At 47.6% G+C, this 11409-nt stretch carries 15 protein-coding genes; 10 read left to right on the forward strand and 5 right to left on the reverse strand.

Translation table 11 applies throughout. The features are described 5' to 3' along the window. Positions 1-4 precede the first annotated feature (4 nt). Positions 5-1027 carry a PaaX family transcriptional regulator gene (locus AC9UG7_RS10260; RefSeq protein WP_509587322.1) on the reverse strand — a complete coding sequence of 341 codons (1023 nt, stop codon included), beginning with the start codon at positions 1025-1027 and terminating at the stop codon, positions 5-7. Between the two features lie 82 nt (positions 1028-1109). Here AC9UG7_RS10260 and paaA point away from each other — a divergent pair, with 82 nt between their 5' ends. The 6 genes from paaA (at position 1110) to AC9UG7_RS10290 (ending at position 5979) form a co-directional block, all read left to right on the forward strand. Continuing rightward, positions 1110-2153: a 1,2-phenylacetyl-CoA epoxidase subunit PaaA gene (gene paaA / locus AC9UG7_RS10265; protein WP_509587325.1), complete on the forward strand. Its 1044-nt coding sequence runs from the start codon at positions 1110-1112 to the stop codon at positions 2151-2153. Continuing rightward, positions 2150-2452 (forward strand): 1,2-phenylacetyl-CoA epoxidase subunit PaaB, encoded by a 303-nt coding sequence (gene paaB, locus AC9UG7_RS10270; RefSeq protein ID WP_509587327.1) that lies wholly within the window; start codon positions 2150-2152, stop codon positions 2450-2452. Before paaA ends, paaB begins: the two co-directional genes overlap by 4 nt. Beyond that, on the forward strand, positions 2449-3216 hold the full coding sequence (gene paaC / locus AC9UG7_RS10275; protein ID WP_509587329.1) for a 1,2-phenylacetyl-CoA epoxidase subunit PaaC: 768 nt from the start codon (positions 2449-2451) through the stop codon (positions 3214-3216). The genes paaB and paaC overlap by 4 nt, the downstream gene beginning before the upstream one ends. 56 nt (positions 3217-3272) lie before the next feature. Next, positions 3273-3785 (forward strand): 1,2-phenylacetyl-CoA epoxidase subunit PaaD, encoded by a 513-nt coding sequence (paaD, locus tag AC9UG7_RS10280; protein WP_509587331.1) that lies wholly within the window; start codon positions 3273-3275, stop codon positions 3783-3785. 12 nt (positions 3786-3797) lie between these two features. Further along, the gene (locus AC9UG7_RS10285) at positions 3798-4892 is read left to right on the forward strand and encodes a 2Fe-2S iron-sulfur cluster-binding protein (RefSeq protein WP_509587333.1); all 1095 of its coding nucleotides are present in this window, start codon (positions 3798-3800) and stop codon (positions 4890-4892) included. 124 nt (positions 4893-5016) lie between these two features. Then, positions 5017-5979 carry a hypothetical protein gene (locus tag AC9UG7_RS10290; RefSeq protein WP_509587336.1) on the forward strand — a complete coding sequence of 321 codons (963 nt, stop codon included), beginning with the start codon at positions 5017-5019 and terminating at the stop codon, positions 5977-5979. On the opposite strand, the gene AC9UG7_RS10295 is transcribed toward AC9UG7_RS10290, so the two are convergent. The 4 genes from AC9UG7_RS10295 to AC9UG7_RS10310 form a co-directional block, all read right to left on the reverse strand. Further along, a complete protein-coding gene (locus AC9UG7_RS10295; RefSeq protein WP_509587338.1) occupies positions 5973-6554 on the reverse strand; it encodes a TMEM165/GDT1 family protein in 582 nt (193 codons plus the stop codon). The genes AC9UG7_RS10290 and AC9UG7_RS10295 overlap by 7 nt on opposite strands. After that, the gene (locus AC9UG7_RS10300) at positions 6539-6904 is read right to left on the reverse strand and encodes a YkvA family protein (protein WP_509587341.1); all 366 of its coding nucleotides are present in this window, start codon (positions 6902-6904) and stop codon (positions 6539-6541) included. Before AC9UG7_RS10300 ends, AC9UG7_RS10295 begins: the two co-directional genes overlap by 16 nt. An 8-nt stretch (positions 6905-6912) precedes the next feature. After that, positions 6913-7272 carry a hypothetical protein gene (locus AC9UG7_RS10305; RefSeq protein WP_509587344.1) on the reverse strand — a complete coding sequence of 120 codons (360 nt, stop codon included), beginning with the start codon at positions 7270-7272 and terminating at the stop codon, positions 6913-6915. A 66-nt stretch (positions 7273-7338) separates the two neighbouring features. Beyond that, a complete protein-coding gene (locus tag AC9UG7_RS10310; RefSeq protein WP_509587346.1) occupies positions 7339-7710 on the reverse strand; it encodes a hypothetical protein in 372 nt (123 codons plus the stop codon). A gap of 225 nt (positions 7711-7935) precedes the next feature. Here AC9UG7_RS10310 and AC9UG7_RS10315 point away from each other — a divergent pair, with 225 nt between their 5' ends. From AC9UG7_RS10315 to AC9UG7_RS10330, 4 genes are all read left to right on the forward strand, one after another. Further along, entirely contained in the window at positions 7936-8919 is a 984-nt protein-coding gene (locus AC9UG7_RS10315; RefSeq protein ID WP_509587348.1) for an NAD(P)H-binding protein, read from the forward strand. A 107-nt stretch (positions 8920-9026) separates the two neighbouring features. Continuing rightward, a complete protein-coding gene (locus AC9UG7_RS10320) occupies positions 9027-9245 on the forward strand; it encodes a DUF3820 family protein (protein WP_509587350.1) in 219 nt (72 codons plus the stop codon). Then, on the forward strand, positions 9242-9550 hold the full coding sequence (locus tag AC9UG7_RS10325) for an NAD(P)H-hydrate dehydratase (RefSeq protein ID WP_509587353.1): 309 nt from the start codon (positions 9242-9244) through the stop codon (positions 9548-9550). The genes AC9UG7_RS10320 and AC9UG7_RS10325 overlap by 4 nt, the downstream gene beginning before the upstream one ends. 448 nt (positions 9551-9998) lie before the next feature. Next, positions 9999-11342 (forward strand): MFS transporter, encoded by a 1344-nt coding sequence (locus AC9UG7_RS10330; protein ID WP_509587355.1) that lies wholly within the window; start codon positions 9999-10001, stop codon positions 11340-11342. Positions 11343-11409 lie beyond the last annotated feature (67 nt).

Consider the following 11409-nt stretch of genomic DNA (forward strand, 5'->3'; position numbering starts at 1 on the left):
AGAGTCAGCAAAGGCCAGGCACCTTGTGACCGAGGTTTTTTATGATGGGTTGATTATCAGCATTTTTAAACCTCTTTGCGAATACTTTGCCAGTTCTGGTCATGTTTCCATCCGCAAGTTGCAATTGCATATCCAAATATTTTTCGGATGCTGGGCGTAACATGTCATAAAGCTGCAGGCAGGTTTGTCTGGCAGCGTGGCCAGGCCAGCGGGTGGGAAGCAGCTTGAGTGGCAGAGAAGGGTCTCGCAATAACAAACGTCTGAAGTCATGAATCAGAAGTAAACGTAATAAAAAAGCTTTTTCTGTGTGGTCTTTGTCGAGCTTGGCTTCTACAGAAAACCATTCGTCAAGCAAAGGTTGGTAAGTACTGAAAAACGCTTTGTAACTGTGGGCGAGTTGCTTGAGATCCCAAATTTGTGCGACCACTTCTGGGTCAGTTTGACTTTTTTCCAAGGCCAAACTTTGTGCCATCAGCGGCCAGTAATAGGGTTCCAAATGCCCCAAACCCTCTCGTTTGAGCAATGCCATGGTCACGGCCAGGTCAGCACCAGGGTGAACAAAAGCATGGGGTGGCCATTGACCAAAACCCTGCCATACCAGCGCTTTTCGTAAGCGCTCCCTCTCTTTGACAGGAATCGCTGACGACAACATCAATATGCGCCATGTGTTGTCCCATTCAGGGGAGCTTGGGGCATAAATGTATTTAGATGCTTCCTCGATGCGCTTTATGCCATTGATACTCAATGCATAGTTCGTGCGCCTGCCTAGCGTCTCAGATTGCAACCAATCTTCTTTAACCAGGCGAAATATTGCCGTACGAATCAATCTTTCGTTGACCCCTAAGTTGGCCAGTAATTGGATCAGACTGCCCAGCCAAACCTTTCCCCCGCGCGGGTAGACAACATCCCCGAACAAAGAAATGATCAGGGATCCGGCTTGCATTCGGTCTTGTCGACAGAATTGCAAGATGCGTTTATCCGATACAGGGGTGAGCGAAGCGCTGGATTGAAACGGGGTAGCAGACATTCAAATATGATACATAAAAAATAGATTTGCATATTTTTTTGTATCGATTATGATGCGGGCATCTTTGAACAAGGAAACGACCATGTACACACAGTCTTTCAATGTGCCTGATGCACCTAACGTCCAATCCGAGCATCGCGACATTCAGCCTGTTCTGACTGAGTTTGAACAAGAATCCATGGCCAAGGCGCAGTTGCACTTTGACCAAATCATTGATGCTGACGGCAAAATCGAACCCAAGGCTTGGATGCCGGATGCCTACCGCAAAACTTTGGTTCGCCAGATCAGTCAGCACGCGCATAGCGAAATTGTGGGTATGTTGCCCGAGGGCAACTGGATCAGCCGGGCACCCAGTTTGAAACGCAAAGCCATATTGATTGCCAAAGTGCAGGACGAGGGCGGTCATGGTTTGTACTTATACAGCGCGGCAGAAACGCTGGGCACCACCCGCGATCAAATGCTGGATGCGTTACACACGGGACGCGCCAAATACAGCTCAATATTTAACTACCCAACGCTCACCTGGGCCGATGTAGGTGTGATCGGTTGGCTGGTGGATGGCGCGGCCATCATGAATCAAATTCCGCTGTGTCGTTGCAGTTACGGTCCTTATGCCCGCGCCATGGTCCGCATCTGCAAAGAAGAATCTTTTCACCAGCGCCAAGGCTTTGAGTCTTTGATGGTGATGATGCAAGGTACCGCGGAGCAAAAGTCTATGGTGCAAGACGCGGTCAATCGCTGGTGGTGGAAATGCTTGGCCATGTTCGGTCCCCCAGACGCTGACAGTACCAACAGCACTCAGGGTATGCGCTGGGGTATCAAACGCGTCAGCAATGATGATTTACGCCAAAAGTTTGTTGATGCCACTGTGCCTCAAGCCGCAGTGCTGGGTGTGACTTTGCCAGATCCGGAATTGAAATGGAACGAAGCGCGAGGACACCATGATTACGGGCAAATTGACTGGGATGAATTCTGGGCCACAGTCAACGGAAACGGTCCTTGCAACACAGAAAGACTGGCCACGCGTGTCAAAGCGCACGAAGACGGCCAGTGGGTACGGGACGCTGCCATGGCCTATGCGCGTAAACAGCGACTTCGTCAAACACAGCTTCAGGAGGCTGCATGAGTACCGAAACAAGTCTTGCTAATGAGTGGCCTTTGTGGGAAGTGTTTATCCGAAGCAAACAAGGCGTAGAACACAAACACTGCGGAAGTCTTCATGCTGCTGATGCGCAACAGGCGTTGCATATGGCCCGCGATGTGTACACGCGCCGACAAGAGGGCGTGAGCATTTGGGTCATTCCATCAGCTTCTATCACTTCCAGCGACCCTGACGATAAAGACAGCATGTTCGAACCTGCCAAAGACAAGGTGTATCGACACCCCACTTTTTTTGTGATTCCAGACGAAGTGGGGCATATGTGAATTTACTAAGCGACTATGTGCTGCATTTGGCAGACAACGCATTGATATTGGGACAGCGCAACGCGGAGTGGTGCGGACACGGTCCTATTTTGGAGGAAGATTTAGCACTGGCTAACAACTCACTGGATTTGATTGGTCAAGCCAGGTTGCTGTATCAGCATGTCGCCCAATTGCGCAACGATGGCAGTCATGAAGACGCATTGGCTTATTTTCGAGACCAGCAAGATTTTCTGAATTTCACCATGCTGGAGCTTCCACACAACACGGCATTGGCGCCTTCAGCTAAGACCGAGCGTGACTATGCAGTAACCATAGTCCGAAATTTTTTATTCAGCGCATATATGTTGCTGGTATGGCGGCAATTGCAACATCATGCAGACACGCAACTGGCGGCCATTGCATCCAAATCCATCAAAGAAGTTGACTATCACTTCCAACATGCCACAGATTGGTTGGTGCGCTTTGGCGATGGCACTGACGAATCACACCTTAAAGCGCAGATGGCACTTCATTTTTTGATGCCTTATACGCAAGAGTTTTGGAACTCATGGCCAGGTTCTGAAATGGTATTGGGCGACTTGCATCACTTACATGCAGATTGGACAGCGATGGTCTCAGATGCAGTGTCACAAGCTGGTTTGCAATTTCCATCAGCAGAGGGGTATGTCACGCAAGGACATTTAGGTGTGCATTCTGAGCACATGTCTTATTTGCTGGCGGAAATGCAAAGCCTGGCCCGTCAATTTCCTGGTGCTGCATGGTGAATCTTTCAAGGCCAATGATAGACACTCACAGGGCTTTGCCAGATGGACCCTTGGCGATGCCTTCGACGGAAGATGAAGCCTATGCCGTATGGCAAATGTTAGAGTCAGTGTGCGACCCTGAAATACCAGTGCTGTCTCTGCGTGAAATTGGTGTATTGCGTGCGATCTACCCCGTTGGTCAAGGGTGGCAAATTGTCATCACACCCACCTACAACGGTTGTCCTGCCATGGCGCAAATGCAAGACGATGTACAAACCTGCTTGCAACAGGCGGGTTTGCAAGCCCAAGTGATCACGCGTTTGTCGCCCGCCTGGTCCAGCAGTTGGATCACTGATGAGGCCAGAGGCAAGTTGTTGGCTTACGGCATCGCGCCGCCACACCATCAGACCAACGTAGCAGGTCAAGACCGCATTCGTTTGGTTCAAAAAAAAACGGTGTTGCATGTGGTCTGTCCTCAATGCGGGGCTGACGATACCACCGAGACTTCACATTTCGGCTCGACCGCTTGCAAGGCTATGTACAAATGTCTGGCTTGCTTAGAACCGTTCGATTACTTTAAACCCTATTGATTGCATTGCCTGATGTCCGATATTCAAAGATTTCATGAATTAAAAATCTTGCGTGTACGCCCGCAGGCCACTGGATCCATAGCGGTCACTTTTTCAGTGCCTGCCGCCATTGAACATGTATTTGCTTTTCAACCTGGTCAATACCTGACCTTGAAAGCCATGATCGATGGTGAAGACATACGTCGCAGCTATTCCATTTGTAGCAGTCGCCCAGATTTTGACGCCAAGCTTGAACTGGAGATTGGCATTCGAGCCGTGCCCGATGGTATTTTTTCCAACTGGGCGATGACCCATTTTCAAGCAGGTGTGGCTGTTTCTGTGATGCCCCCGCAGGGCAGATTTGTGGTTCAACATGCCTCTGCCCGTCATCGTGTCGGATTTGCTGCAGGTTCTGGCATCACACCCATCTTGTCCATCATGGCCAGCAGCTTGCAGCAGCAAGCAGACGATCAATTCACTTTGGTCTATGGCAATCGCAACATGGCCTCTGTCATGTTCAATGAGGAACTACAAGACTTGAAAGACAGGTATACCGGTCGACTGACATTGATCAACATACTGTCGCGTCAGGCACAGGAAATAGATTTATGGCAAGGACGCATGGATGCCGCCAAAGTCACTGCATTGCTGCAATCCGTCTTGCCAGTCAGCAGCATGGAAGAAGTTTTTATCTGCGGCCCTGAGGGCATGATGGAAGATATATCGCAGGCCTTATTGAAAGCTGGCGTGTCTGCTGATGTGATTCACAGTGAACGCTTTGCATCGTCCATTGGTTCTTCTCGTACCGCGCCTAAAGCTGACAAGCACTTACCACTTGCTGCTGAAGGTTCTATAGCATTAAATATTATGCTTGACGGCAAGTTGCATACATTGCGCATGGCGGCAGGGCAAAAAATACTTGATGTCGGTCTCGCCGCAGGCTTGGACTTGCCCTATTCTTGCCGTGGCGGTGTTTGTTGCACATGTCGCGCCAAAGTCATGCAAGGCAGCGTGGCCATGGAAAAAAACTTCACACTCGAAGACTGGGAAACCAAGCAAGGTTTTGTGTTGTCGTGCCAGTCCATACCCACCAGCGAATCGCTCACCCTGAGCTATGACGAGCGTTAACAGGTGGTTACTTTCCTGAGCCATTTGACCCTTTAAACCTAGGGTAGATTCAATATCCAGATGTTCGGCCCTTATGACTGCTTTAATATGGCTTGACGTTTTTGAAGAATCGAGGCTGATATCCATGCGTTGCATCGCTTTATTTTTGATTGCGCTTGGCGCGACCTTCAGTGCAAACGCGCAAACAGAGCCAAACTTGATTGAATGGGCGCAAGAACATTCTGAATGGAAACAAGATAAGACAGAACTGGCCTACGTAGCCAGCCACTGCGCCACCATGTTTGAGTTGATAGGTAACCACATGGCCGCCCATCCTATTCACGAAGAGCAACGTCGCAGTGCGAACACGTTCTTAGCCCGCAGCGACACGTTTGCCCGTATAGGCTATTTCTTGAGTATCAAGCAAGGCGCTTCCCAACAACAGGCGGTCAATCAGCAACAAAAGTTTAGGAACGCATTCAATCAGCAGATGCAGGAAAATTTGCTTAGGCATAAAAATTTGATGGTACCTCCGCTGAGCTTGGACGTAGAGTTTTGCATGATGAACGTCAAATTTGCACAAGTCAAAGTCAAAGAGCTGGAGATTGAGTTTTCAAAAGCAGTACAGATGGATAAATCTGCTGAGCCACTGGGACAAGATAGCTTTGACGTGGCCATGCTGGAGCAGATCTGGCGGTACATCAAAACGCAAACTGACGCACCTGAAGATGCAACGATGCCTCGCTTGGTGATTCAGCCGAACTTACCCACCAATGCCCGCATGGTGTTTCAGTTTCCTTCCGAAGAGCAACCGGAAAACAAATTACAAATCAATGTGTCGCCACGAACCTTGCAATCTTGGAGCAGATCCATGGTGAATTGGGCATTCGGTCATGAACTGACCCATTACGCCATGTTGATGCAGGAAAACCAGTGGACAGCGCAGTCAATTTATACAAACAATATCAGGCACCACTGCCATCCGGATTTCTTGCGTATCACCAGCGAGATAGCCGATTTGATTTCAGACAATGCACCTTCTGACAAAGAGCGTTTGCGTATGTACTCTGAAGTATTTAGAAGTTGCACCCGCCACCCTGATCAGTAGGACCACAACCCCTGACTTGCATTCAGCAATGTGGCTATGCCCAGTAACGCAAAAACAGCGGCAGCTATGCGGTGAACCACAGTCATCGGTATGCGGTCAGCCAGTTTGTTACCAATGAATACGGCTGGCACATCAGCAATCAACATGCCCAGGGTGGTGCCAGCCACCACCCACACTGGTGAGCCGTAGTGGGCTGCCAATGCGACAGTGGCTATTTGTGTTTTATCGCCCATCTCTGCAATGAAAAAGGTGACGAGCGTTGCCCCAAATACGCCAAGTTTGAGTGCAATCTGGGTTTCTTCTTCTTCTATGTTGTCGGGAATCAATGTCCAAACAGCCATGGCAATGAATGAAACACCGAGTACCCATTGCATGATGAAAGGATCAACCATGGCCGTGACCCATGCGCCTAAGGCTCCAGCCAGCCCGTGGTTGACCAAAGTAGCCATGAGAATGCCAGCAATGATAGGGATAGGTTTTTTGAAACGGGTCGCTAGGATGAATGCCAGTAATTGTGTTTTATCGCCAATTTCGGCCAGTGCCACCACGCCAGTGGAGATTAGAAAAGCATCCATGCGCACAGAGCCCACACCATTAAAACCAACAGCACACCCCAGCGAGTGACGGGTTTGCCCTCATTGGCGTGTATCCAATCTTGCGCCAGTTGTCTGCAATCGATAACCACATCCAATGGCAGCAGTTTGACTGCGAGCCAGATCAAGGCGGGTAACAGAATGGCATCATCCAAGAACCCCAGCACAGGAATAAAGTCTGGAATTAAATCAATCGGACTCAGGGCGTACGCTACCGCCAGCATGCAAATGATTTTGGGCAACCAAGGTGTGCGCGGGTCGCGTTGGGCAAACCACAGCATGACGGTATTTTCCTTGACGCGTTTCGCCCATTGGCGGATGGCTGCAATCATCGTGGTCTCTATGGACGCTTGCGAATTTGATCGAAGAATGATTGTGCACCCTGATTCACACTCGACTCGGGTTGGTTTTCGCAATAGGAATTCAAATACGCAACGGTATTTTCGTTAGGGGGTAGCAACGCAAAGACGTCCTCTGAACTCAGTGCTTTAAGTGCGTCGCTCATTCCTGTCAGATAACCATATACCCATTCACGTTGCACCACTGTACTGAGATTGGCTTTGCGCGCGGTGTTCCAAGCACTGCATGGTCTGATCGGTAAGTCCAATGCAAATGTGCCATTAGAAAAAAAACAAGCAATGCATAGAAACAAAGTGCGCACTTCCAAGAAATATTTATTCGTCAACAGATATGGATTCATACAGGTTTAAGTAAAAATGAAAAAAGCACAACCAAGTGCTCAAGCCAATGGTTTGCAAAAAGCATTTCAGTGAATGATATTGAGTTTGAGTTTAGCCAATTCGTAATTGGGGTCCGCACTATCTAGCACCCAGCCACTCGTCAACATTCGGTTCATGTATTGCCGGTTGTATAAAAAAGGAAAAATCAGTTGAGACAAACCAAATGACACAAAGGTGATCGCTAAGTGAATCAACCCAACCCCTACCTCGCCACGAAACACAGGCACAAACCAGCCAAAAAGCAGGTAAGTCCAACTAAACCCGATGTAACCGTCTTTGGCAATGCCAGAGCTTTCATGAATGATGCGTATTTTTTTTTGTAAACCAATCAATAGCACACCCACTATGACTGGTGCAAACACAATCACCAACAACACCCATATCCAAAAAGTCTCCATCATTGCTCCTTGTGACAAGCTTCTAGCATAACCCTTCAACACATTAGCTGTTGAAATTGCAAACACAAATCATAGGCAATGCGATCCGTACCAGACCAACCCACCTGTTTTAAATTCTTGATTAATTGCAGTAGTGAGATGTGTTGACAATCAATTTAAAAAATTAACAATTGCCACTGTGAGAGGATCTACTATATTTCAACATTTTCAGTCGGAGCCCACTTTATGCGTGTTTTATTGCTTGGTGCTACCGGTACCATAGGAATGGCGACTGCAGCCGCATTGGTCAGTGCTGGCCACGAAGTGGTTTGCTTGGTGCGAAATAAAAAAGTGAGCAAGAGCAGTTGGCCTCAAGAAGAAACCCGCGAATTATTGGCGGGCACAGAGTTGAGATTTGGCGATGTGAATTCATCAGATTCGATAAAAAATAATGCCTTGAAAGGTGAAAAATTTGATGCCATGGTGTCATGTATGGCTTCCCGTACCGGCACACCACGTGATGCGTGGGCTATCGATTACCAAGCACATTCAACGCTTTTGAAAATTGCCCAAAGCGAAGGGATAAAACAGTTTGTTTTATTATCAGCCATATGCGTACAAAAACCTACACTTGGTTTTCAGCAAGCCAAACTTGCATTTGAAAAAGAATTGATCGCATCCGGTTTGATTTATTCTGTGGTTAGGCCAACTGCGTTTTTTAAGTCCTTGTCCGGTCAGATTCAAAGGCTAAAAAAAGGTAAACCTTTTTTGCTTTTTGGTGATGGACAACTCACATCATGCAAACCCATCAGCGATCATGATCTTGGACAGTTCATTGCAACTTGTTTGACTGATCCGGCCAAACATCACTCTATTCTCCCTATCGGCGGTCCTGGAGAAGCGATCACGCCATTGCAGCAAGGTGAATACCTTTTCAAGCTGCTCGGCAAGACGCCGCACTATCAACATGTACCGGTTCGCTTGCTCGATATTATCATCAATGTACTCAAAATATCAGGAATCTTGATACCAGCGTTGGCGGATAAAGCAGAATTGGCGCGCATAGGCCGTTACTACGCCACCGAGTCTATGTTAGTGTGGAATACGCAAACGCAAGCATACGATGCAGATGCAACACCATCCTTTGGAAAGCAAACATTGTTTCAGCATTACGAACAACTTGTGGCGGGAAATGCGAATGTGCAACTTGGCGATCACTCGGTTTTCTGAATTTTTCAAAACATGGCTATCACTGATTCCTTTTGTTGGGCAGTTGAAATGCTATACCGTCAATAGATTCTTTTTTTGCAATCTCGCAATTCCGTTATGCTGGTTCAATGAACCCGCAAGATCTGCAAAAACTGGTCACCATGACCATGCCGTTTGGAAAACACCAAGGCAAACTGCTGGCTGATTTGCCTGGCAACTATTTGAACTGGTTTGCGCGTGAAGGTTTTCCCAAGGGGGAGATCGGTAGGTTATTGGCATTGATGCATGAAATAGATCACAACGGCTTGAGCGATTTACTCAAGCCTTTACGCCTGCCACCACCATGAGTCAACGTATACAAGCTTTGGATGCATTACATCTGGTGAAGCAGCTGAAACGAAAGTCAGACGCGCACAAGGGTGACGCAGGAAAAGTGCTGCTGATTGGAGGTGCTTCAACCATGTCTGGTGCATTGGTGCTGGCGGGGCAAGCCGCGTTGTACAGCGGTGCTGGTTGGGTAGTTTTGATGATGCTTGATGAAGCCAGTGCACATATGGTGCCAGAACAACCTGAATTGATGGTTCATGATGCGCACAACAAACAACCCCAAGTGGCATTGAGTCAAATACAAGCCGATGTGATTGCACCATAATGGCAAGCCAGTTGCTTGGCGGTGCAGTTGCATGCAGTGGCGGCAGACACACTTGTAAGCAAAGGTATTGGTCCGATTGGCATGACGCCTAGCGAACTCGTTATTGAATTGCGGCAGTGTATCAATGCAAACCTGACCTAGCAGTCATGCTTGACTCAGATGAAGTGAAAACCTTTATGCATGAACCTATGGGGTGATATCTTCCATCGCACAGATAACATTTTTGGTGGGACTAGCTTAATCAAGGCTATGTTTGGTAAAGGTTCAGTTCATAAATGTCCATTGAATAGTTACCAAGTTAAATGAGATAAGGATATTTTTCTAAAAGACATTATTCATACGCTGAATAGGATGTATTCACTTCATCGGCTATGCAGAATCAATTTGGCTACCTAGAATGATTTTTCATATAAATGAATAAATCAATCGCTAAGCGATGGGAGACATCATGGATTCAGTCACGAAAACTACAGCGCAACAGCAGTTAGATGTCTCGCTTGCTATAGATGGTGGCAACTTTACCTATTTTCAGAAGACGATTTATGTGCTCGCTGCATTGGCGATCATCGTAGACGGCTTTGACGGGCAAATGATTGGCTACGCCATTCCTCTCATTATGAAGGAGTGGGGAACGACCAGGGCCGCATTTTCAATAGCCGTTGCAAGTGGTCTTGCAGGAATGGCCATTGGCAGTTTGAGTGCAGGAGTACTGGCAGACAAGTTCGGAAGAAAACCCGTCTTGATCGCTAGCATCTTGTTGTTTGGTATTTCAACCATGTTGATTGGCTTGTCAACAGATGTGCAAAGTATTGCATTCATTCGATTCTTTGCAGGTTTAGGGATTGGCGCAGCCCTACCTGCAGCCACCACATTGACAGCTGAATTTGTGCCCATGAGATACAGAACCATGGCTGTGACAACTGCAATCGTTTGCTATCCAGCTGGTGGAATGCTTGCCGGTCTCGCCGCTGCACAAATATTGCCAATTCAGGGATGGCGAGTATTTTTCTATTTTGGCGGAAGCATTGCAATTGCATTAGCTTTGCTTTTGTATTTCACATTGCATGAATCACCCAAATTTTTAGCGCGTCAATCTTCGCGTTGGAAAGAGTTGCGTGGGTTGTTACCCAAAATGGCAATCGATGTTTCACCAATCAAAGAGTTCACAGATGGTGTTGTCATGGCAGCCCGCAAAGGTCACATCACTGAATTGTTTCGTGCCGGCAGAGCTTTTGATACATCGTGGCTGTGGCTTGCATTTTTCATGATTCAGTTGTCGATTTATTCGGCTTACAGTTGGTTACCAACCATGTTGGTAACTGAAGGGCTTTCACCTGCAATGTCTGGCATGGGTTTGACAGCATATAACTTTGGCGGTATTTTTGGAGCAATTCTTTGTGCAGCTGCTATAAATCGCTTTGGCTCGCGTCGCCCTATGATTTTTTGGGCAGCAATGTCAGCAATTACTGCTTTTGGATTGAAGCTTGTCACCATTTCAGCAACACCTGAAACCTTTTTATGGGGTCTTGGGTTTCATGGCTTGTTTGTTACCGCTTTGCAATGCGCCATGTTTGCATTGTGTGCCCACATATATCCCACTGAAATTCGAACGACGGGGGCAGCCACGGCCATGGCTTTTGGCAGGTTAGGTGCTTTTGTAAGTGCATTTGCAGGTGCTGCGATGATCACTGCTGGTGGATCAAGCGCATATTTGAATTTGCTGGGTGGATCAATGGTGGTTACCACGTTGGGACTGGCTGTATTGCGTGGCCATATCGGACCTAAATCTTAATTTTGAGGGCTGCAGGACAACACCTCAAGCCTAGGGCGAGTTGAATAAGTCGCTTACTCACCGATTT

This window comes from Limnohabitans sp., assembly GCF_046052765.1.
Classification (GTDB): domain Bacteria; phylum Pseudomonadota; class Gammaproteobacteria; order Burkholderiales; family Burkholderiaceae_C; genus Limnohabitans.